The following is a 21,202-nucleotide window of genomic DNA, read 5'->3' as shown; positions in this document are numbered from 1 at the left end:
TCGTGAGGAAAGGCGGCTTCTCTCGTTGATGCACCGCAAAACGCCATCAAACCGCCTGCCGCAACGTCTCCTTGAATTGCAGAAGCGTGTTGCGCTCCAGCAGATGCCCCGAAGCGAACGGCGCCACGCGTCGTGCGAGCACATCGTCGAGCGCCTGATTGATCGCAGCGGGCGAAAGCTCGTCGACCACAGGCCCAAGCTCTCCCGTGCGGCAGAACCATCCGATCAAGCCATCCGCCGTGGCAATCACCGGCTTGCCGAAGCGGAACGCCTGCACGAGCACGCCGCTCATGCCGTAGTGCCCTTTGTATCCGAGCCAGACGGCATCGCAGGCCGAGAAGAGATCCAGCTCCATCTCGGCGGGAATGAAGCGGTTGAACACCACGGGCACGGGCGCCTTCAACTTTGCGATTGCCGTTGCGAGCCGAGCGCGCACGTCTTCGTCCTGAGCGCCGGCAATGACGAGCGTCGGCGACTGCGCACTCGGGCGTTGCGCGAGCGCTTCGATGAGTTCGAAAAGGCCCTTGCGTTCGTTGATCGCACCGTAGACGAGCACATGCAGCCCATCGGACAGGCCGAGGCGCTCACGAGCCGCTGAGGGCTCGGCGGCGCGTGCGTCGGGAAACGGATCGGCGAGATATTCGATCGAGGTCGTGTAGCGCGCGGTGGATACGTTGCGCTTCCACCAGTCCGGCAAGGTCGGGTCGATGGTCAGCAGCGTCTTCATGCCGCCCACGCGAATGGCGCGCGCAAAGAGTCTTCCCTTCACCGCATTCACGAGCGGCCGGCGCGGCGCGCGCACACCCACGAGATGATGATGAAAATTCGAACGCATCGTGATGCCGACCCACGGCGTCTTTCCGAACGGCGAGCGCAGGAACGGCAAAGCGAGCAGGAAGTAATCGACGTAAGGCACCACGACGAGCGCGATGGAACGCCCACGGCTCGCGGTATCGAAGAAATGCTTGAAGTCCTGATGCGCGCGCACGTAGCTGACCGAGTGCAGGCCGCGCCCATGACGCACGGGCGGCGCGACCATCATGACTTCGAGCGCGTCGCCGCCTTGCTCCTGAATCTTCTTCACGAGCGGATGCGCCGCGTTGCCAGGCTCGGTCACGATGATGCAGCGATACCCCGCTTCCATGTAAGCGTTCGCGGCCCATTCGGCATAACGCCAGCGATGCCCGCTGAAATTGGGCTCGATGATGAGGACTTGATCTTTCGCCATTGATTTCACCGTTGCATCCGGCAGATGTGAACGCACATTGAGCGCGAGATGGCTCGCGCCACGCCATAACGCCGACGAAACCGACGTTAGCATCGCCACTGCGTACGCAACGGCCAAATTTCAGCGTTTTTCCGCGTACGCCCTGTGTGCGGGGACACGCTTTGAAATTCGTCAACCCGCATTGACACCCATTTCGGGCCGATTTCAACTACGCGTTGTCGTCCGCCGCAACCGCTGCCACGATACTTTTGGCACAGTCGCCTGAAGAAGAAGCGGCGTCACGCGCGCACCCGTCGTCCGGAATGGGAGCGTTGCGCGACGCGCAAGGTGGTCGAGCGCGCCAGGCCTCAAGCGCGAACGCCACGCCAACGAAATAACAGCAGCGCGGGGAATTCGAGTGAGATCTGTCCGGCTACCTTTCATACCGGCGCGCGGGCGTTTCCAGCAGGACGCCGCATTCTGGGTGCTTCTGCAGCAAGTGGTCGTGCGCGGCTTCGTCGCCGTCAAGTTTCTCGCCATCGGCCGGATTCTCGGACCCGAGGCAATCGGCGCGGTCAGCATCGCGCTGCTCGCGGTGGCTATCGCCGAATCCTTGTCCGATACCGGGCTCGCGCAAGCCGTCGTGCAAGGCCGCGATGCGCCCACGCATAACGAGCTCGGCGCGGTGTGGTCCACGCTCGCGATGCGCGGCGTGCTCATCGGTCTCTTGCTCGCGGTGCTCGCGCCGTTCATGAGCAGCCAGTTCCATATGAGCGGCTCGATCGGGCTGATCCTGCTTGCAGCCGTGTTGCCGATCGTGCGTGGCGTGGCATCGCCCGCGTATTTCATCGTGACGCGGCAGCGCGGCTTCCAGAAGCTCGCGGGCGTCGAGTGTTCCGCGAGTTTCACGGATTGCGCCGTCGGCCTCATCTGCGCGCTCTCGGGCGCGGGCGCCTACTCGGTGCTGATCGGCCTCGTCGCCGGCGAGATACTCAAGACCACGCTCACCTGGAGCAGCATGTCGCCGCGTCCGCCGCTGCGCTTGTCGGTTGCGGGCATCTCGCATTACGTGGGTTTCAGCCGCTGGATCTGGGCGGGCAGCGTGGTCAATCTGCTGCTCAATCAGTTCGACAAGGTGGTCGTCGCCAAGCTGCTCGGGCCGATGCAACTGGGCGCGTATCAGATGTCGTCGAAGCTCGCGCAGATGCTCCTCGCCGATGCCGCCATCGCCATGTCGCAGTATCTGTTTCCGACATTCTCCGAGCATCACCGGCGCGATACGCAAGGCGCGCGCAAGCTCTTCACGCGTTATCTGCTGATCGCGGGCGTCGGGCTCACGGTGCTCGTGATCGTGCTGCGTCTGGCCGCCGAGCCGCTCTTCAATCTCGTGCTCGGACCGGCATGGCTTTCGGCCGTGCCGCTCTTCCGTATTTTCGTGATCAACATGGCGATCGGCGCGATCATCGCGGTGCTGGTGTCGTGGCTGCGCGCGGTCGGCATGCCCAAGGTGGCGACGCACGCGTCGATCGTGCAGGCCATCGTGCTGTGCGTGACCGTGCCCATCGCGACGCACCTGTGGGGCGTGACGGGTATTGCCTGGGCCATGACGCTCGGTCTCGGCGCCGCGGCGTCATGGATGCTGTTTCGTATCGTCAGGGAGGCTTGAATGCGCATAGTTCACCTCGTACTTGCACCGCGTCTGTCCGGCGCCGAAGTGCTCGCGAAAGATCTGGCGATTCATCAGCAGAAGGGCGGCGAGTCGGTGGCGGTGGCCTCACTCGTGCCGGCGCACGACGATTTCACGGCGCTCAAGGCGGAACTCGTCGCGAATGGCGTGGAGTGTCTGTTCCCGGAGCGCATGTACGGGCGCTTCGGCAAGCTGTGGAATCTGTATCGCACGATCAAGGACGCGCGCGCCGACGTGCTCTTCGCGCACGCGACCATTCCCGCGTTCTACGCGCGCATGCTGCCGCTCAACGTGCCGATCGTCTATGTGATGCACTCGGCCACCAACGACTTCGAGAGCGAAGCCTTCAGGCGCGTCGAACGTCTGTTGTCGCGGCGGGCGCGCGCGGTGATCGCGGTGTCGCCGACCAATATCGACGATTATGTGGACGCGGTGGGCCGTCATCCTTCGATGACGCTGATTCCGAATGGCGTCGACATGGCGCGCTTCGGCAAGCGCCCGGCCGGCAGCGTGACAAAGGAAGCGCAGATCGTGCAGATCGGCCGCTATACGTCGGTGAAGAACCAGCTTTCCACGGTGCATGCGTTTCAGCGCGTCGTCGAGAAAGTGCCGTCCGCGCGGCTCTTGTTGTGCGGCGTGATCGAAGATCCGGCGTATCACGCGGCGGTCGGCGATCTCATCGCCAAGCTCGGATTGTCGGATCGCGTGAGTCTGCAAGGTCCGCGTTCGGATGTCGCGGAACTGCTGTTCTCGTCGAACGTGTTCGCCATGCCGTCGCGTTCGGAAGGGCATAGCATCGCGTTTCTGGAGGCGCTCGCGTCCGGCGTGCCGGTGGTGGCGAGCACCATTCGGCCGTTCAGCTTCGCGGCGGATTTTCCGGGCGTGCATCTCTGCGATCCCGACGATATCGACGCTTATGCGGACGCGCTCGTGCGTGCGCTGACCGAGCCTCGCTCGCATCGTCCGCTTGGTGGGCTCACGCTCGCCGATACCGCCGCGCGATATCTCGCGGTGGCGCGTCAGGTCACGCAGGCGCTGCCGCGTGGGGCCGCGCCGGCTTGAGGTTTCATCGTTGATGGCTTGACGCGGCGGGCGTTTGTCGAGCATTGCGCCGGCGTGATGTTCGACCTGGCGCCGCGCCGAGGTTTTTTCACATCTTCTGCGTGCAAGCGGCCATTGCGCCGCTGTCCTTCCCTCCCGAATCCGGAAGACGCGACCGCTTGCCGTTTGAGCTCGAACCGAACGCCTGCGCCGCGTCTTCGATCACGCGCGGCTTGTGGGCGCGCGCGATGGCGTAAAGCCGGTCCATATCCACTCCCGTCGATTCAACACTGGCGCACTCATAATTTTTCGCGTATCAATTGAGGGCTTGCGCCACGGTCGCTGTCCGGACCGCCATCGCCTCGATCCCTTCCAGGCTTCGGCAAGCACGCGCTTCGGATGCGGCGCTTTGCCGTTCGTATCACGTCCGCCGGTCACACAATCGCTTCACACTTCACTGCAGACATCGCGCGCGTGCGTGATAGGCATCGCCATTGGCGCAGGCTGCAGCGCGGAAACCGCGCTTCTCCCAATTGTTGGATTTTCGAGGAGTTCCACACGATGAGCACGATCAAGACGAAAGACGGCACCTCCATCTATTACAAGGACTGGGGCAGCGGCAAGCCGGTGGTGTTCTCGCACGGCTGGCCGCTCGACGCCGATGCCTGGGACGCTCAAATGCTTTTCCTCGCGGGCAAGGGATACCGCGTGATCGCGCACGACCGTCGCGGACACGGTCGTTCGGATCAACCGTCGGAAGGCAACGACATGGACACTTATGCCGACGATCTCGCCGCGCTGCTCGACACGCTCGATATCACGGGCGCCACGCTCGTCGGCCACTCGACGGGCGGCGGGGAGGTCGCGCATTACATCGGCCGACATGGCACGAAGCGCGTGGCCAAGGCCGTGCTGATCGGTGCGGTGCCGCCGCTCATGCTCAAGACCGAGGCAAATCCGGACGGCTTGCCGATCGACGTTTTCGACGGCATACGCCAGGGTGTGGCGGCGGATCGCTCGCAGTTCTATCAGGATCTGACGATGCCGTTCTACGGCTACAACCGCGAAGGCGCGAAGATTTCGCAGGGCGTGCGCGACCTGTTCTGGCTGCAGGGCATGCGCGGCGGCATCAAGGGGCATTACGAGTGCATCAAGCAGTTCTCGGAAGTGGACTACACGGCCGACCTCGAAAAGTTCGACGTGCCCACGCTCTTTCTGCATGGCGACGACGACCAGATCGTGCCCATCGGCGCGGCGGCGGAGAAGGCGTCGAAGATCGTGAAGAATGCGACGTTGAAGGTGTATCCGGGCGGCGCGCACGGCATGTGCACGGTCGAGGCGGATAAGGTGAATGCGGACTTGCTGGCTTTCATCGAGAGTTAAACAGGCTTTGCGTGACTCGTTCTTGCGGGCGAGTCACGCGTTACGCGTTGGCCATTCGGATGAGGTGCGCAGGATAGATGTATCGTGGATGATAGACTCCGAACGACAGGATCGCGAAGGATGACGAAGTAATTGACGCGAGGGTTATTTTGTTGATGGAGGGCAGGAATTATGCCGGAGATGCAGGCACACTTTTTACATTCGAAATATTGGAACGGTTTTCTACCAGTCGACCCGGCTGTGATTGCCCGCAAGGCGGGCGTCACGGTCGAGTACGACCCGGCGCTGGGGGACGCGTGCGGAAGGTTCGAGATCGTGGAGGGGCATCCCAAGATTTATATCAATCCGAACGAGACCAAGATTTGCCAGCGATTCGTCGTGGCGCATGAGCTGGGTCATTTCGTGCTCAAGCACGGCAAGCGATTCGTCGATACGCATCGCCAACTGAAATACGTGCAATTCAAATTTCGGGAACAGCAAGCCAATGACTTCGCGCTGGAACTGCTAATTCCGCATTTTGCAGTCGATATCCTGATCGAAAAGCGCAATATCACGAGCTACATCAAGCTCGCGGAATCGTTTGGTGTTGGAACGATGGCGATGCGAACCAAGCTCAAAAAAATGGGGTGGGCCCCATGAACGCAGACATCGATGTCAGGACGTTGCAAGCCGATAGCGATGCTTCGCTTGGCGAGCTTGATACCACGCGAACGACGGCTGAACAGAGTTCCTTGATCGTGGAACATATCGCTGACCGCCGGCAATATCGGATGTTCAGGCACTACGCGTTCTTCGGCATGGCGGCCCTGATCGCGACGCTCGTGGCAATGCTGGCGACCTGGATTATCACGTGCGGCTGGCGCATTTTCAGTTCTTCAGCCCAAAACTATTCATCGCATGTCGAGTTGTTGCTGGCGCCGCTTGTGGTGCTGGCTTCATTGGTCGCCGTGTCCATGCTGCCCATCGTCCGCCTGGTATTCCGGCAACTCGGAGACAAAGACGACAACAAGAACAGCATCACCATCTGGCAAACGGTCATCAGCGAAATCGGCGATGCTCTAAAGGAGTATCTGGGTCGCAGCCCCAAATCCCCCGCCTGAAACCAAAACCGCCCGGGCAAGACACGGGCGGTTTAGAAAACATGATTCACTTGCGCACCACGTGCGGCCGTCGAAACACCATCCATCGTGGAACCTTGAATCGCACGATGCTGATGTACAGCCACACGTAAGTCGCCGCAAACACCATCACGAAACAGAACAAATGCAGCGTGTGCCGCCAGAACAACGTCGCGGGAATCACCGCAATCAGGCATAGCAGCCAGAGATAGGGCGAAGTCAGCGAATTGCGTCGCGTGAGTTCACGCGCATTCTGCACGCCGACCGCCCAGCGCATCAGCCGCTTGTAAACCAGCATATGCAGATGCACGCCATCCGGAATGCCCGGCGACATGCCGCGAATGAACTTCTTGCGGTAGATCGAGAAACACGTCTCGAAGATCGGGTACATGAAAAGCAGCACGGGATACCATGCCGAGACATCGCGGTTGCGCATCACGAGCAGGATTGACAGTTCGCCGAGCATGAAACCGACGAAGTACGCGCCGCCATCGCCGAGAAAGATCAGTCCCGCCGGAAAATTCCAGATGAAGAAGCCCATCACCGCGCCCATCATGATGAGCGAGCCCGACAGCACGACCGGATCGTGCACCTGAAACGCCACGTAGGCGAGCGAGGCGAACATCATGAACGTGACCATCGAAGCGAGGCCGTTGAAGCCGTCGATGATATTCACCGCGTTGGCGAGCGCCGCCACCGCGATCACCGTGACCGCGCAGGAAATGACCGCGTAGGAAAGCAGAAAGTCGAGCGGCGGCACGCTGATGCGCGTCACCGCGATATTCAGAACCGCATACGCGAGCCCGGCCGCCGCCATGGTGCAGACAAGCCGGATGAGCGGCGTGACGCGCTTGGTCATGTCTTCGATCAAGCCGGAGAGAAACGCCGGCATGCCGCACGCGATGATGCCGAGTATCCCGCCCGAAACGAGCGGGTAACTCCATCGCAATTGCACGGCCGATACCGTCAGTCCGCATAAAATGCCGACGCCGCCGATGCGCGGCACCGGTCGCGCATGAAACTTCTGCACGCCGGCAAGATCGGTGTCGCCCAGCACGCCTTCATGCAGGTGCGCGAACCGCACGATCAACAACGTCACCAGCAGCGACACCAGAAAAGCGAGCGCGAAACTAAGCATGAAATAGGACCGGTTGATACGAGTGAAGCAAGGCGCCGCGACGCCTCAGGCAAAGCCTCGCGGATTTTGCGACTGCCAGCGCCAGTGATCCGCGCACATGCGCTCGATGCCATGTTCCGCGCGCCAGCCGATCAGCGCGAGCGCCGCGGCCGGGTCGGCGTAGCAAGCGGCGACATCGCCCGGACGGCGCGGCACGAGTTCGTAAGGCACTGGCTTGCCCGACGCCGTTTCGAATGCCTTGACCACATCCAGCACGCTATAGCCTTGTCCCGTGCCGAGATTGACGACGAAACTTCGGTCGAGCGACTTCAGCGCATCGATTGCGGCAATATGCCCGCGCGCCAGATCGACCACGTGAATGTAATCGCGCACGCCGGTGCCGTCGGGCGTCTCGTAGTCGCTGCCGAACACGCGCAGGCGTTCCAGCTTGCCGACCGCCACTTGCGCCACGTAAGGCATCAGATTGTTCGGCACGCCCGCCGGATCTTCGCCGATGAGCCCGCTTTCATGCGCGCCGACCGGGTTGAAATAGCGCAGCGTCGCGATACGCCACGACGGATCGGACACTTCGAGATCGCGCAAGATCTGCTCGGCGATGAGCTTCGATTGCCCGTACGGATTGGTCGCGGAGAGCGGAAAACTCTCGTCGATCGGCACGCTCCGCGGCACGCCGTACACCGTTGCCGACGAACTGAACACGAAGTTGCGCACGTTGCGCTCGCGCATCACGTTGAGCACGGCAAGCAGGCTGCCGATGTTGTTGCTGTAGTACTCGATCGGCTTCGCGACCGATTCGCCCACCGCCTTCAACGCGGCGAAGTGGATCGCGCCGGTGATCTCGTGCGCATCGAAAATTCGGCGAAGCGCGGCTTCGTCGCGCGCGTCTTCCTGATAAAACGCCACCGGCTTGCCCGCAATGCGCTCCACGCGCTTGAGCGACTCCGCGCGGCTGTTGACGAGATTGTCGATGACCACCACGCCGTAGCCCGCGCCGAGCAGTTCGACGCAGGTATGCGAACCGATGAAGCCCGCGCCGCCTGTCACCAGAATCGTGCCTCGCGAGGTGGTTTGTGCCGTGTCCTGCGCCGCGTTCTCATGCGCCCCGTTGCCATTCATCGTGTGCTCCCCAGAAATCGAAATCAGAGTGAAATGCCGGTTATGGCGTGTATTGTGCCCTTGTATCGTTCGACGACATTTTTTTCGTCGAATTCGCGGGTGACTTTCTCGCGGCCGCGTTGCGCCATTGCTTCGCGCGCGCTACGTGGCAGCGTCAGCATGCTTTCGAGTTGCGCAGTAAGGCTGTCCGCGCTCTTGACTTCGCAAAGCAGGCCGTTTTCGCCGTGCGCGACCACTTCGCGGCAGCCGGGCACGTCGGTCGCGACGATCGGACGGCCCATCGCGGAGGCTTCCATCAAGGTGCGCGGCACGCCTTCGCGATACGAAGGCAGCACGACGCAATCCGCCGCCGCGACGAGCGGCCGAACGTCGTTCGCTTCGCCCAGATATTCGACGATATTCTCACGCTCCCACGCTTCTACGTCCGTGCGGCCGATCGCGCTGGGATTATCGACGCCAACGGGCCCCAGCAACTGGAAACGCGCATGCGGATAGCGGCGCTTAAGCCGTCGCGCCGCTTCCACGTATTCGGCCACGCCCTTGTCCCACAAGAGCCGCCCGATCAGGATGAACACGAAGTCTTCGCGTTCGGGCAACGGCTCGAAGGCGAACTCGTCGAGATCGACGCCCTCGCCATGCAGACGGCGCGCGCGATCCGGGTGCACAAGCAGTTTTTCATCGTTGAAGGCGGCGAGATCGTCCTGATTCAGAAACCAGATTTCGCGCGGAAAACGGAACGCAAAGCGATAAAGCCGCTTGGCGATCTGCGCCGTGCGGCTTTTCTGGATGAACACGTAGCCGAGTCCCGTCGTCACCGCAATCGACGGCACGCGCGCCAGCATGGCCGCAAGCGAGCCGTAGATATTCGGCTTGATCGTGTAGTGGAAAACGAGATGCGGACGCGTCGCGCGATATTCGCGATACAGCGCGACGAGCGTCTTCAGGTCCTGACGCGGGTCCGTGCCTTTGGACGCCACCGGCAATTCAACGCAGCGGCAGCCCATTGCCTCCAGCGGTTCGAACGTGCGGTCGCGCGGCGCGATGATCGTCACTTCGGCTCCGTTGTCCGTCAGCATGCGCAGCACGCCGCGCCGGTAGGTATAAATGGCCCATGCCGTGTTGCACACGAGGGCGATGCGAAGGCGCTGCGGTGGTTTCGTCATCCGGGAGTCGTTCTTTTACGGTTCGCCGTGCGAGGCGGAACATGCCGCGCGCTTGCGCTTGTGCACGGCCAACCGTAGCGCAAAATCAATCGAAAGCAATTCGACAATAAGTTCAGGGTGCAACTATTTCGTGGGCGTGGAAGGCCGCAGCAGTTTCGCCTTCAACGCCTTGAGCGCGCGATACGGCAGCAGCAGATGCGCAATGCTCTTGCCGATGCCCGCCCAGTCGAACACGTTGCCCGCCCGCAAGTAACGCCATTGCAGGCGCAGCGTTGACAGCGTCTGCGTGCGGCGTTTCGTGGCGCTGATGCCGTTCTCGTTCAACTCGTAGTAAAGACCGAACGCCGGCAGATTCGCGCCGTCGTAGCGTGCAAGCAGACGCAGCAGCAGATCCAGGTCTTCCGCCGCGCGATAGTCCGCGCGATAGTTGCCGACCTCGCGCACCGCCTCGACACGCAGCATCAGCGAGGGATGCGCGAAGCACGAGCGGGCGAGCATCATGCGGCGGATCGTGTCCGGTTCGGTCGGCGGCGTGAGATCGAAGAGCGGCGCGCCGCCGGTGGCTACCACGTGCGTCCACATGCCGAGCGCGGCTACACGCGGATGCGCCTCGAGATACGCACGCTGCATCGCGAGCCGCCCGGGCGTCGCGAGATCGCCGCTGTCGATACGCGCCGCGTAGCGCAAACCGCGCGCGGCAAGCGCTTCGATGCCGGCCTGCAACGCGCGCTCGATCCCGCCGTTTTCGGGCAGTCGCAGAATCGCGATCCGCATGCCGTCGATGACCGGCGCGACGATGGGTGGCGTGCTGCCGTCATCGACGATCAGCACTTGCACGGGCGACGTTTCATCGAACGAGGCGAGCGTGCGTTCCAGGTCGGCCTGACCGTTGTACGCGGGAATGAGGACGGCGACATCGGAGAGAGCGTTCATGCTGACAGGCGCAAGCGTATGTAATAGAAATTCACCGACGCCGCCGCCAGATAACCCGCAGCCAGTCCGATCAACGCGCCGTAGCCTTCGAAGCGCGGAATGGCGAACGCATTCACCGCGAACGCGACGCCGAGCGCGAGCAGCCATTTCGCGAGCAGCACGTACTTCGCCTGAAATTTCAGGACCACGAGATTGCCGATTGCCTCGATGCCCGCCGGCACCGAAAGCCACACCGCCCAGCGGAAAATTTCCGTGGCGCCCGCATAGTTCGGCCCGAAGACTCGCGTGATGATGAAGCCCGCGAGGGCGTCGAGCACGGCGGCGCCGGCGACCATCAAAACGGCGGTCAGCGCGAAGAGGCGCCACAGATTGCGCTTCAGTTGCGCGGTGTCCGTCACGCGATAAACGAACGCCGGCGCGATGGTCTGCGCCAGCATCAGCGCAAGCGCAATCCAGTTCTCGTTCAATTGCTGCGCGGCGGAATAAAGCCCGAGTTCCGCGAACGATACGCAATGCGCGAGCATCAGCCGGTCGAGTTTAAGGAACAGATACATGCAGATGAGGCCGATCCAGAACACCATACCCGCGCTCGCGAAGTGCCTGAACAGTGCGCGGTCGAAGTGCCAGCCGAGCCTGCCGCCGTGCCGCCGCATGTAATACACGAGAAGCACGCCGCCTATCGCCGCCGCTTCCAGCGCCCACAGCCAGCCGAAACTCGCCGCGCTCATCGCCATGCGCACGAAGGCATAGACGAGCGCCGCCTTGACGATGGCCGTGAACATGCTCGCAATCAATTGCGGCTTGCTGTAGGTCATGCTCTGCAGCCACGCGTTGATCACGCCGATGAACGGCTCGCGAAACAACATGGTGAGCGCAAGACCGGCGAGCATGGCACCCACGAGCGGGTCGGTGAAGCCCGCCGCGATCCATGTCCAGGTCACGACGAGCGCAATCGCCGATACCGCGATGCGCAGCACGAAGGCGCTGCCGAGCACGACGCCCGTGCGCGCGGGTGGTTCCTTCACGATGGTCGGCACCAGAATTTCCGCGCCGCAGACCCACGTGATCGGCGCGATGACGAGCAAAAGCGTATTCGCGTACTGCCATTTGCCGAACGCGTCCGGGCCGAGATAGCGCGCGAGCAGCCCCGAAATGACGATGGCGATTGCAATTTGCGTCAGCCTTTCGAGCCCGAGCCAGACGATGTTGGCGAGCGCCCGCGCGACGTCCGGATTGCCCGAGCGCGTCAACGCCTTCATGCCGCGCGTACCGAGGTGTGGTCGGGCATGCCGTGTGCTAGCAAAACCTGACGGTCCGACGCTTTCGCGATTTTCGCCAGCTTCGCGACAAACGTTCGCCGCAACGGAAAATACTTTTGTGTGGTGGCGCGCGAAGGCGCCTCATTCCCGGGCATCGAGGCGAAAGAGCGATTAGGCATTGGATTAGAATGAGCGCGCGAGGCTTTACCGCGACGCGCAGCATGAAAACGTGGAAAGCGCTGAAAGACAGCGATTATAAGTGCGAACCGAAGCTCGATCCTCGAAGCCGCGGTCGCGATGCGCAAGCACACTTGCAGGCAGAATTCGAACCGTCATCTGGCATGCGCTTGCATGCCGGCGCGTTTTACATCGATCACGTTTCGACCTGCACGCCCTCATGGCTGCATCGCCGAGAATCCATCAATCAAACGAGAAGAGGTAGCCATCTTATGACCCAGGTATCCCAATCCATTTTCAAGGCCTACGACATCCGCGGCATCGTCGGCAAGACGGTCGACAAGGACGTGGCGAAGAACATCGGCCAAGCGTTCGGCAGCGAGATCCGCAAGCAGGGCGGCGATTCCGTCGTCGTTGCGCGCGATGGCCGTCTGTCCGGCCCGGAACTCGTCGGCGCGCTCGCGGACGGCCTGCGCGCGGCGGGCGTCGATGTCATCGATATCGGCATGGTGCCGACGCCCGTCGGCTACTTCGCCGCGAGCGTGCCGCTGCCCTTGCCCGAGGGCGAGCGGCGCGTGGATTCGTGCATCGTCGTGACGGGCAGCCACAATCCGCCCGACTACAACGGCTTCAAGATGGTGCTGCGCGGCGCGGCCATCTACGGCGAGCAGATTCAGAGCCTGTATCAGAGGATCGTCAACGACGACTTCGAAACGGGCGAAGGCAGCTACACCGAGTTCGACGTCCAGCAGATCTATCTCGACCGAATCCTCTCCGATGTGAAGCCGGTGCGCGGCATGAAGATCGTCATCGATGCAGGCAACGGCGTCGCGGGCGGTCTTGCGCCGCGTCTGTTCAAGGCGCTCGGTTGCGAGCTGGTCGAACTCTTTACGGACATCGACGGCAACTTCCCGAACCATCACCCGGACCCGGCGCATGCCGAGAATCTGCAGGACGTCATGAAGGCGCTAAAGGAAACGGATGCCGAGATCGGCTTCGCATTCGATGGCGACGGCGACCGTCTCGGCGTGGTGACGAAGGACGGCCAGATGATCTATCCGGACCGCCAGCTGATGTTGTTTGCGCAGGAAGTGCTGTCGCGCAACAAGGGCGGCCAGATCATTTATGACGTGAAGTGCACGCGCAATCTCGCGAAGTGGGTGCGCGAGCAGGGCGGCGAGCCGGTCATGTGGAAGACGGGCCACTCGCTCGTGAAGGCGAAGCTGCGCGAAACCGGCGCGCCGCTCGCGGGCGAAATGAGCGGTCACGTGTTCTTCAAGGACCGCTGGTACGGCTTCGACGACGGCCTTTACACGGGCGCGCGACTCCTCGAAATCCTTTCGCGCGTGGACGACCCGAGCAAGCTGCTCAACGACCTGCCGAACTCGCTGTCGACGCCTGAATTGCAGATCAAACTGGAAGAAGGCGAAAACTTCGAACTGATCGGACGCTTGCAGAAGTCGGCGAAGTTCGAAGGCGCGGACGATGTGCTGACCATCGACGGATTGCGTGTCGAATATCCGGATGGTTTCGGTCTCGCGCGTTCGTCGAACACGACGCCGGTCGTGGTGATGCGTTTCGAGGCGGACACCGAAGAGGCGTTGAAGCGCATTCAGGAAGATTTCCGCCGCGTGATTCTGGCGGAAAAGCCGGACGCGAAGCTGCCGTTCTGATTTGGACGGAGTGGGTCTAGATGGTTGGGAAGCGGCGCGGTTGGGCAAACCGCGCCGTTTTTCATTGGGAATAAAACTCTGCCGAAAGAATCTGGTCGGTCGACCAGGACAGTTCTTCCGGGAACGCATCTAGTCCTTGTTCTTCGGCGGCTTTCGAAACGGCATCGGTCCACGTTCCGGTGAGCCAGCCCGAGTCGCGCAACGAAGTGTTCAGACTCGGCGTCTTTAGCAGCGCGACGCCGACGGCGCGGCGCTGTTCCTTGATCGTACGCTGCCAACTCGAGCCACGACGTCCCGGTTGGTATTGCCACTTGAGAAGATGCGCAAGCAGCACGGCCATACGGCTGGAAAGCTCGCGTTGTTCGCTCTTGCCGACGTCCTCGATTTCCTCTGCGATAGGTTCCACATCGATGGCCGAGAACTTACCGGCCCGCAGCAGCTCGGCTTGTTCCCGCGCCCACGCCACCACGTCCTGTTCGTAACGCGTTTCCATCGCAGCTCCCTTTGTGGTCGGATATCCGGTACGGCTTGCCCGGTGATCGTCGTGTTACCGGCTTTTTTGCGCCCTTAAATCGCTTCAGGAGACAGCGAGCGCCGCCGCGCGCACAACCCGCGCTAAAATCCCGTTTCCCCATCTCCAATTCACCGCGAGAATCGCCCGAACGCGAATCCGCGCCTGTCCCAATCAGCGTGCAAAAGATCCTGATCGTTCGCGTGTCGTCGCTTGGCGACGTCGTTCACAACATGCCGGTCGTCGCCGACATTCGCCGCCGTTATCCCGATGCGCGGATCGACTGGCTCGTCGAGGAAAGTTTCGCGAGTCTCGTCGAACTCGTCGATGGCGTGCATCGCGCGATCCCGTTTTCGCTGCGACGCTGGCGCAAGAGTTTCGCGTCGCCCGCGAACTGGCGCGAGATCGGCAAGTTCAAGCGCCAGCTCGCCGCCGAGAAATACGATCTCGTGATCGACTGTCAAGGGCTCATCAAGACCGCGTGGGTCGCGAGCTGGGCGCGCGGGCCGCTCGTCGGCTTGGCGAATCGCACGGAAGGCGCGGGCTTCGAATGGCCCGTGCGCTTTTTCTACGACCGCCGCGTGCCGATCGAGCCGCGCACGCATGTGGTCGAACGCACGCGCCAGCTCGTGGCCGCCGCGCTCGATCTGCCGCGCCCGCAGCCCACCGACGATATCGACTTCGGCATCGATACGCGCCGTGCAACGCTCGCCATTTCAGAGCTCGGGCTGAATCTGCCGGTGCCTTATGTCGTGTTCGTGCACGCGACCTCCCGCGCCGACAAACAATGGCCCGAAGCCGCGTGGATCGAGCTCGGACAGGCGCTCGTCACGCGCGGTGCATCGATCGTGCTGCCGTGGGGCAACGAAGCCGAACGCGCGACGAGCGAGAAACTCGCGAAGGAATTCGGCGCGGCTGCCATCGTGCCGCCGAAACTCTCGCTGCCCGCGGTCGTCGGGCTGATCGATGGCGCGGCCGCGACCGTTGGCGTCGATACCGGGCTGGTTCATATCGCGGCGGCGCTGAAGCGTCCGACCGTCGAGTTGTACAATTTCTCGACCGCCTGGCGCACCGGCGGCTACTGGTCGCCGAAGGTCGTCAATCTTGGCGACGCGAGCCGGCATCCCACGTTGTCCGAAGTCAAGGCAGCGCTCGCGGGCTTCGGTCTCTTGTAGCGTGCCGTGATAGCGTGCCCGTCGCGCATTACGTTTCCAGGCGCCAAGCAACTCAAGGTCGAAGGCACATGACGGAATCTCAAATCATCGAAGTCGCTTCGTGCGATTGGCACGGCAAAAATCTTTCCGTACCGCGCGAAACGCTGCTCGCCGGCGTCGAAAACGGCAAAGTCCTCTATTTTCCCAATCTGCGCTTCGAGATTGCGGGCGGCGAACAGGCGCTGCTCGACCCGCGCATTGCAGACCCGAAGCGCAAGAACATCAGCCTCGCGCCCAACGGCGGCGCGCTTGCTGGCGTGCTCGGCGACAACGTGATGCAGTCGGCGGTGCGCTCGCTCATCGCGCGCTATCAGACGAACGCGCGCTCCCTGGTGGATGGCCTCTTCCCCGAATACGACGGCAAGTTGCGCGTCGCGCCAACCAGCTTGCGGCTGCATCAGGTGGAAACGCGCGAGACATCCTGGCGCAAGGACGACAGCCGTCTTCACGTCGATGCCTTTCCGTCGCGGCCGAATTACGGCGAACGCATTCTGCGCGTCTTCACCAACGTGAACCCGCAAGGCGCGCCGCGCGTGTGGCGCGTGGGCGAGCCGTTCGAGGACATGGCGAAGCGCTTCCTGCCGAACATCAAGGCGCAGACGCCGGGCGCGGCGTGGCTCATGAATCTGCTGCACATCACGAAGTCGAAGCGCAGCGAATACGATCACCTGATGCTGCATCTGCACGACGCGATGAAAGCCGATCTCGATTATCAAAAGGTTTCGCCGCAAGTGACGATGCCGTTTCCGCCCGGCTCGGTATGGGTCTGTTTCTCCGACCAGACGTCGCACGCGGTGATGTCCGGCCAGTTCATGATGGAGCAGACGTTCTTTCTGCCCGTCAAGTCGATGGCGCGGCCTGAGCGCGCGCCGCTCGGCATTCTCGAACGTCTCAAGGGCAGGGCGCTCGTTTGAACGGCGCAGCTATCGGAGCCGGCGCGCCGCCTGCCTCGGCGGTGCTGATGAGGCTCGTGTATCGCGCGGCGTGGTGGCTCGTTGCGCCGCTTGCGGTGCTGCGTCTGTTGATTCGTTCCCGCAAGGAGCGCGGTTATCGCGAGCATATTGCCGAGCGCTTCGGTCGCGGTCCCGCGCGCCGCGCCGACGATCTCGCGCCGCTCGTCTGGGTGCATGCGGTGTCCGTGGGCGAGACGCGCGCGGCGCAACCGCTCATCGAAGCGTTGCTCAAGACGCATCCCGAAGCGCGGCTGCTCATTACGCACATGACGCCAAGCGGCCGCGCGACCGGCGAGCAGCTTTATGGCGATCGCGTCATGCGCGCTTATCTTCCCTACGACTCGCCGCGTTTCGTGCGGCGTTTTCTGCGTGCCTGGCGGCCGTCGCTCGGCATCGTGATGGAGACGGAAGTGTGGCCGACGCTCATCGACGAATGCAAGCACGCGGACGTGCCGCTCGTGCTGACGAACGCGCGCATGTCGGAGCGTTCGTTCAAGCGCGCGGCGCGTTTCGGGCGCGCGGTGCGCGAAGTGTTCGGCGGCTTTTCTCGCGTGCTGGCGCAGACGCCTTCGGATGCCGAGCGGCTCATCGCGCTTGGCGCGCGCAATGTCGCGGTGCTCGGCAACCTGAAGTTCGACATGAGCGCGCCGCCTGAACTCGTCGCACGCGGACAGGCCTGGCGCGCAGCCATCGGCAATCGGCCGGTGTGGGTGGCGGCAAGCACGCGCGAAGGCGAGGAAACTTTGGTGCTGCGCGCGTTCGCCGCGCTGAACGTGCCCGATGCGTTGCTGATTCTCGTGCCGCGCCATCCGCAACGGTTCGATGAAGTATCGGCGATGATCGCGGCCGCCGGCATGAAGAGCGCGCGCCGTTCAGTGTGGGCGCCAAAGGCCGTGGCGGCGGGATCGGGCGCGGACGTGCCGGAGCCGTTGCCATCGAACGTGCAGGTTTTGCTCGGCGATTCCATGGGCGAACTCGGCGCGTACTACGCGGCGTCGGATCTGGCGTTTATCGGTGGGAGTTTGTTGCCGCTTGGCGGGCAGAATCTGATCGAGGCGTGCGCGGCGGGCGTGCCGGTGCTGATCGGACCGCATACCTTCAACTTCACGCAGGCGACCAACGATGCCATCGCGGCGGGCGCGGCGTTGCGCGTGCAAGACCCGCAGGAACTCGCGCGCGGCCTGCGCGAGTTGTTCACCGACAAGCCGCAGCGTCTCGCGATGAGCGCGGCGGCCGCGGCGTTCGCGGCGCGGCATCGCGGGGCGACGGAGCGCACGGTGTCTATTCTGGGTGCGTTGCTGGACGAGGAGAGTGACGCGGAGCGTTGAGCCAGCGGCGACGACTCAGCGTGCCAGCAAGGCCGCAACGCATCGCGCGAAGCGTTCGTTGCTCGCCGCGATGCCGTATTCCTCCGCGCGTTCCAGCGCGCGCGCCTGCATGTCGGCGCATAACGTGTCGTCGGTCAAGACGCGGCGCAGCGCATTCGCCATTTCATCCACGGATTCCACCGGAACCAGCAGACCGAAGCGCCCATCGCCGAGAATCTCGCGCGGGCCGGTCGGGCAATCGCTCGCGACCACTGGCTTACCGAGCGCGAGCGCTTCGAGCAGCACCATCGGCATGCCTTCGTAGCGCGAACTCAGCACCTGCAGGCGCGCGCGTGCGACGAGCGCATGCGGATTATTTCGATATCCCATGAAATGCACGCGCGCCGCGATCCCCAGTTCGTTGGCGAGACCTTCGAGTTCGCGGCGAAACGCGCCGTCGCCGACGATCACGAGATGTTCGATGATCTGCCCGTCGCGCACGAGTTCGGCATAAGCGCGCAACAGCGTGCGATGGTCCTTTTGAATTTCGTCGAGCCGCGCGACGGAGACGATATACGGCGCGTCGCACGGCGCTGCTTCGCTGATCTGTCCGTTCTGCCGAATGCGCTCGATATCGATGGCGTTCGGCAACACGAAGATCCGCTTCAGCCCGCTGCCGAACATGGCGCGCGCTTCCGCCGCCATGTGATCGTTGAGCGCCGCGACGCCGTCGTAGCGCGCGAACTGCTCGGCAAGCCGGCGTTGTCGGCGCGGACGGCTGGCAAGCCTCGCGTCGAAGCTGAAATGATTCACGCCGAGCCACGCTATGTCGAACTGACCCGCAAGCCGGCGCAGCGACATGTCGTAATCGACGATCAGCGCATGCTGGCGCGCGAGCGTTTCTACACGACGCTTCACATAGGGCCGCACGACGAGCGTATTGAAGACATCGCGGCCGACGCGCCCGAGCTTGCCCAGGCGCTTCGCGTAGCGCCGCGCCTGAAAGGTGTTGAGCCACGGCTTTTCCGCGAGGATTTCGATCTTCACGTCCGGCGGCACCAGCGCGCGAAAGCGGTTTTCGAACGCGGGCGACGGGTGCATGACGGACAATGTGACGGCGAAGCGCGTGCGGTCGAAGACGCGCAGCCATTGAATCAGCGAGGACTCGATACCGCCATCGCCGAAGTCCACGATGTGGAAGAGGACGGGGACGGGCGTGGAATCGATTCCGGTTTGGCCTGGAAAAGGGTTCGTGGACGGTTGTTCGGACAAAGCAGCAGTGGGCATCATGTATCACGCTCGCAATTTCGGCGCAGGCGAACGTGAGGATCGAGGAAGCCGGTATGCTACCGCACGGGGTGTGGCGATGCAGAAAGCCGCCGGAAAATGCGGCAAAGTTACTGGCCGCGCGTCGTTGAAGATCATCATCGGACGAAGAAGGCACGTCATGGCGAGCGAATGGAAGCGGCGCATCATCGTGTTCGTGAAACGCTTCTGGCAACCGACGAGCGCGTGCATGACCTGCATGCCGGGAAGCTGGATGAACGTCATGAGCCTCGCGCACTGGACGCTGGCTTTCAAGACAGGGCTCGCCACGGGCATTCTCGCTGTGCTGATCACATTCACGCCGGCGCGCAGGCTGTTTTTGAATCGATATGGCAATGCGCTCGTCGTCGGTGTTCTCACCATGATCGGCGACGCATATTCGCATGCGAATCACTACGGTGTTCCGTTTCTCGAACCTTTGATGACGGGGCTGACTTCCGGTGTGCTGGCGCTCGTCGGGTGGTATCTGTTCGAGGATCGCGGGCGGCGGATACGGGCGGTTTGGGCGTCGATCTTTCGAGCCAGCCGCTCCCGTTGAGCAGTATTGCAGCATTGGCATTCGAAGAAAAGTAGCAAGAACCGCTGACACGGAAGTCGTCCAGAAGACCATTCTTGAGACTTGCATCGCCCGCAATCTACGATGGTATGCTTATCTGACCCTGCGTCGCTGGACCAGACCGATCAAAATTCATTACTACTGCGCCGCAAAGTGATAGCCACCATTCGTATCGAGAACTACAAATCAATCACTAGCTTGCCCCTTGAACTGGGACGAGTAAACGTTCTTATTGGTGAGAACGGTGCGGGGAAAAGCAACATTCTGGAAGCGATCGCTTTGGCCGGCGCAGCGGCTGCACGCAAGCTCGATAACGAATTCCTCGTGTCGCGTGGAATAAGAGTCGTCAGACCAGCAGATATGCGGCCGGCATTTGCGGGCGTCGATCCTCTCTCGGCGATCAAGGTTACGGTGTCCTCTAATGAAGACGAGAACGTGTCGTTCGCAATGGTCAACGACAATGAGCCGTATTCGAAATGGACGTTGAGTCAGCCGGGGGATCAGGTGGAGTTCGTGGCCGAACAGGGCGGAAAAATAGCGGCATATCTGCAATCCGTCAATGTCAGCGCTCATAGTCCGCGTGAACTAACTGATACGCTGAAAGTCGTCAGCGCCTTCGTTGAAGTTTTAGGTAAGGAATTGGAGCAGGGAAAGAAAGGTCTAAATGCATCGGCAAGATCATCCAACGAAGACTCGCCTGAAGCTCTGCTTATGTCGGTAATACACGACAAGACCCACAAATATCTTAGCGGCTTCATCACCTACTCACCAGAAAATTCAGCGCTGAGAACTGCGCGGCGCGAGGGACAAATAGAGCCTCTGGGAATAAGCGGCGAAGGCGTTTCGCGCCTATTTGCGTACTATGTTCATCAAGCCAAGGGAGGTCAGGGAATCGACCCCGATGCAATGCTGCGCGCTCAAGAAATTCTGGAATCGCTCGATTCATCGCTGCGCGTCTTAGGCTGGTTTGACGGACTTCGCCTTGCCAACGAGAGCAAGGATGAGGCGCTGGAGATTCGCGACTTCTTCGTCGACGAGTCCGAACGCTTCTTTGAGTATTCCAGCGCGAACGAGGGGTTCTTCTTCCTGCTGTTTTATTTTCTTTTGTTTGCGAGCGATTTGACTCCGCCGTTTTTCGCTATCGACAATATCGATGCTTCATTGAATCCGGGCCTTTGTCGCAGCATGATGCGCGAGTTGGTGGAACTGGCAAAGAAGAATCAGAAGCAGGTCATATTCACCACTCACAACCCGGCTGTTTTAGATGGCCTTAACCTCGACGACGACGAACAACGTCTTTTCGTGGTTAGGAGAAACCTCGACGGTAAGACCATGGTCGATCGCGTGCTGAAGCCCAGGAATTTCGAAAATCTTCCTAACCTCAAGATGTCGGAAGCCTTCATGCGCGGGTTGATCGGTGGGATTTCAAGTTCGTTCTAA

Annotated in this window: 19 protein-coding genes and 1 pseudogene; 11 read left to right on the top strand and 9 right to left on the bottom strand. The window is 62.0% G+C overall.

From position 1 onward, the window contains the following. Positions 1-46: 46 nt before the first annotated feature. Positions 47-1,228: a glycosyltransferase gene (locus NCT03_RS10810; protein WP_250465392.1), complete on the bottom strand. Its 1,182-nt coding sequence runs from the start codon at positions 1,226-1,228 to the stop codon at positions 47-49. A 397-nt stretch (positions 1,229-1,625) separates the two neighbouring features. On the opposite strand from NCT03_RS10810, the gene NCT03_RS10805 reads away from it, so the two are divergent. Then, positions 1,626-2,873, top strand: coding sequence for an oligosaccharide flippase family protein (locus tag NCT03_RS10805; protein ID WP_250465390.1), 1,248 nt, complete (start codon positions 1,626-1,628; stop codon positions 2,871-2,873). Continuing rightward, positions 2,874-3,956 carry a glycosyltransferase family 4 protein gene (locus tag NCT03_RS10800; RefSeq protein ID WP_244826025.1) on the top strand — a complete coding sequence of 361 codons (1,083 nt, stop codon included), beginning with the start codon at positions 2,874-2,876 and terminating at the stop codon, positions 3,954-3,956. A 154-nt stretch (positions 3,957-4,110) separates the two neighbouring features. On the opposite strand, the pseudogene NCT03_RS34080 reads toward NCT03_RS10800, so the two are convergent. Further along, a pseudogene (locus NCT03_RS34080) lies at positions 4,111-4,209 on the bottom strand (DegT/DnrJ/EryC1/StrS family aminotransferase); the annotation flags it as partial. A 287-nt stretch (positions 4,210-4,496) separates the two neighbouring features. Here NCT03_RS34080 and NCT03_RS10790 point away from each other — a divergent pair. The 3 genes from NCT03_RS10790 to NCT03_RS10780 all read left to right on the top strand — a co-directional run bounded on the left by NCT03_RS10790 (position 4,497) and on the right by NCT03_RS10780 (position 6,418). Continuing rightward, positions 4,497-5,318, top strand: coding sequence for an alpha/beta fold hydrolase (locus tag NCT03_RS10790; RefSeq protein WP_244826023.1), 822 nt, complete (start codon positions 4,497-4,499; stop codon positions 5,316-5,318). Between the two features lie 171 nt (positions 5,319-5,489). Then, positions 5,490-5,957, top strand: coding sequence for an ImmA/IrrE family metallo-endopeptidase (locus NCT03_RS10785; protein ID WP_250465386.1), 468 nt, complete (start codon positions 5,490-5,492; stop codon positions 5,955-5,957). Beyond that, positions 5,954-6,418, top strand: coding sequence for a hypothetical protein (locus tag NCT03_RS10780; RefSeq protein ID WP_250465384.1), 465 nt, complete (start codon positions 5,954-5,956; stop codon positions 6,416-6,418). The genes NCT03_RS10785 and NCT03_RS10780 overlap by 4 nt, the downstream gene beginning before the upstream one ends. A gap of 46 nt (positions 6,419-6,464) precedes the next feature. Here the strand turns inward: NCT03_RS10780 and NCT03_RS10775 are convergent, their stop codons facing one another. The 5 genes from NCT03_RS10775 to NCT03_RS10755 all read right to left on the bottom strand — a co-directional run bounded on the left by NCT03_RS10775 (position 6,465) and on the right by NCT03_RS10755 (position 12,045). Then, on the bottom strand, positions 6,465-7,574 hold the full coding sequence (locus NCT03_RS10775) for an MraY family glycosyltransferase (protein WP_244826018.1): 1,110 nt from the start codon (positions 7,572-7,574) through the stop codon (positions 6,465-6,467). A gap of 45 nt (positions 7,575-7,619) precedes the next feature. Further along, positions 7,620-8,690, bottom strand: a complete 1,071-nt coding sequence (gene galE / locus NCT03_RS10770) for a UDP-glucose 4-epimerase GalE (RefSeq protein WP_250465382.1) — start codon at positions 8,688-8,690, stop codon at positions 7,620-7,622. Positions 8,691-8,713: 23 nt separating this feature from the next. Beyond that, on the bottom strand, positions 8,714-9,853 hold the full coding sequence (locus tag NCT03_RS10765) for a glycosyltransferase family 4 protein (protein WP_250465381.1): 1,140 nt from the start codon (positions 9,851-9,853) through the stop codon (positions 8,714-8,716). 123 nt (positions 9,854-9,976) lie between these two features. Further along, positions 9,977-10,786, bottom strand: coding sequence for a glycosyltransferase (locus NCT03_RS10760; RefSeq protein ID WP_250465379.1), 810 nt, complete (start codon positions 10,784-10,786; stop codon positions 9,977-9,979). Continuing rightward, a complete protein-coding gene (locus NCT03_RS10755; RefSeq protein WP_250465378.1) occupies positions 10,783-12,045 on the bottom strand; it encodes an oligosaccharide flippase family protein in 1,263 nt (420 codons plus the stop codon). Before NCT03_RS10755 ends, NCT03_RS10760 begins: the two co-directional genes overlap by 4 nt. Positions 12,046-12,494: 449 nt before the next feature. On the opposite strand from NCT03_RS10755, the gene NCT03_RS10750 reads away from it, so the two are divergent. Then, positions 12,495-13,895, top strand: a complete 1,401-nt coding sequence (locus NCT03_RS10750; protein WP_244826013.1) for a phosphomannomutase/phosphoglucomutase — start codon at positions 12,495-12,497, stop codon at positions 13,893-13,895. Positions 13,896-13,956: 61 nt separating this feature from the next. Here NCT03_RS10750 and NCT03_RS10745 read toward each other — a convergent pair whose 3' ends face one another. Then, complete coding sequence (locus NCT03_RS10745) at positions 13,957-14,388, bottom strand: DUF29 domain-containing protein (RefSeq protein ID WP_250465376.1); 432 nt, start codon at positions 14,386-14,388, stop codon at positions 13,957-13,959. Positions 14,389-14,585: 197 nt separating this feature from the next. On the opposite strand from NCT03_RS10745, the gene waaC reads away from it, so the two are divergent. The 3 genes from waaC (at position 14,586) to waaA (ending at position 17,901) form a co-directional block, all read left to right on the top strand. Further along, on the top strand, positions 14,586-15,581 hold the full coding sequence (gene waaC, locus NCT03_RS10740; protein WP_250465375.1) for a lipopolysaccharide heptosyltransferase I: 996 nt from the start codon (positions 14,586-14,588) through the stop codon (positions 15,579-15,581). Positions 15,582-15,649: 68 nt separating this feature from the next. Beyond that, the gene (kdoO, locus tag NCT03_RS10735; RefSeq protein WP_250465374.1) at positions 15,650-16,534 is read left to right on the top strand and encodes a Kdo hydroxylase KdoO; all 885 of its coding nucleotides are present in this window, start codon (positions 15,650-15,652) and stop codon (positions 16,532-16,534) included. 44 nt (positions 16,535-16,578) lie between these two features. After that, entirely contained in the window at positions 16,579-17,901 is a 1,323-nt protein-coding gene (waaA, locus tag NCT03_RS10730) for a lipid IV(A) 3-deoxy-D-manno-octulosonic acid transferase (RefSeq protein ID WP_250465496.1), read from the top strand. Between the two features lie 15 nt (positions 17,902-17,916). Here the strand turns inward: waaA and NCT03_RS10725 are convergent, their stop codons facing one another. Next, the gene (locus NCT03_RS10725) at positions 17,917-19,167 is read right to left on the bottom strand and encodes a glycosyltransferase (RefSeq protein ID WP_502800366.1); all 1,251 of its coding nucleotides are present in this window, start codon (positions 19,165-19,167) and stop codon (positions 17,917-17,919) included. 160 nt (positions 19,168-19,327) lie between these two features. Between NCT03_RS10725 and NCT03_RS10720 the strand changes: the two genes are divergently transcribed. After that, complete coding sequence (locus tag NCT03_RS10720; protein ID WP_250465370.1) at positions 19,328-19,744, top strand: hypothetical protein; 417 nt, start codon at positions 19,328-19,330, stop codon at positions 19,742-19,744. 81 nt (positions 19,745-19,825) lie between these two features. Continuing rightward, on the top strand, positions 19,826-21,202 hold the full coding sequence (locus NCT03_RS10715; protein WP_250465369.1) for an AAA family ATPase: 1,377 nt from the start codon (positions 19,826-19,828) through the stop codon (positions 21,200-21,202).

Origin of the sequence: Caballeronia sp. GAWG1-1 (assembly GCF_023631465.1) — a bacterium.
In the GTDB taxonomy this organism is placed as follows: Bacteria; Pseudomonadota; Gammaproteobacteria; order Burkholderiales; family Burkholderiaceae; genus Caballeronia.
This window is presented reverse-complemented; position numbering and strand designations above follow the sequence as displayed.

Coding starts and splice junctions, on each gene's coding strand:
- NCT03_RS10765 (WP_250465381.1), bottom strand. CDS start 9,853: ATGACGAAACCACCGCAGCGCCTTCGCATCGCCCTCGTGTGCAACACG.
- NCT03_RS10790 (WP_244826023.1), top strand. CDS start 4,497: ATGAGCACGATCAAGACGAAAGACGGCACCTCCATCTATTACAAGGAC.
- NCT03_RS10725 (WP_502800366.1), bottom strand. CDS start 19,167: ATGCCCACTGCTGCTTTGTCCGAACAACCGTCCACGAACCCTTTTCCA.
- NCT03_RS10810 (WP_250465392.1), bottom strand. CDS start 1,228: ATGGCGAAAGATCAAGTCCTCATCATCGAGCCCAATTTCAGCGGGCAT.
- NCT03_RS10745 (WP_250465376.1), bottom strand. CDS start 14,388: ATGGAAACGCGTTACGAACAGGACGTGGTGGCGTGGGCGCGGGAACAA.
- galE (WP_250465382.1), bottom strand. CDS start 8,690: ATGAATGGCAACGGGGCGCATGAGAACGCGGCGCAGGACACGGCACAA.
- NCT03_RS10750 (WP_244826013.1), top strand. CDS start 12,495: ATGACCCAGGTATCCCAATCCATTTTCAAGGCCTACGACATCCGCGGC.
- NCT03_RS10800 (WP_244826025.1), top strand. CDS start 2,874: ATGCGCATAGTTCACCTCGTACTTGCACCGCGTCTGTCCGGCGCCGAA.
- NCT03_RS10755 (WP_250465378.1), bottom strand. CDS start 12,045: ATGAAGGCGTTGACGCGCTCGGGCAATCCGGACGTCGCGCGGGCGCTC.
- kdoO (WP_250465374.1), top strand. CDS start 15,650: ATGACGGAATCTCAAATCATCGAAGTCGCTTCGTGCGATTGGCACGGC.
- NCT03_RS10775 (WP_244826018.1), bottom strand. CDS start 7,574: ATGCTTAGTTTCGCGCTCGCTTTTCTGGTGTCGCTGCTGGTGACGTTG.
- NCT03_RS10780 (WP_250465384.1), top strand. CDS start 5,954: ATGAACGCAGACATCGATGTCAGGACGTTGCAAGCCGATAGCGATGCT.
- NCT03_RS10720 (WP_250465370.1), top strand. CDS start 19,328: ATGGCGAGCGAATGGAAGCGGCGCATCATCGTGTTCGTGAAACGCTTC.
- NCT03_RS10785 (WP_250465386.1), top strand. CDS start 5,490: ATGCCGGAGATGCAGGCACACTTTTTACATTCGAAATATTGGAACGGT.
- NCT03_RS10760 (WP_250465379.1), bottom strand. CDS start 10,786: ATGAACGCTCTCTCCGATGTCGCCGTCCTCATTCCCGCGTACAACGGT.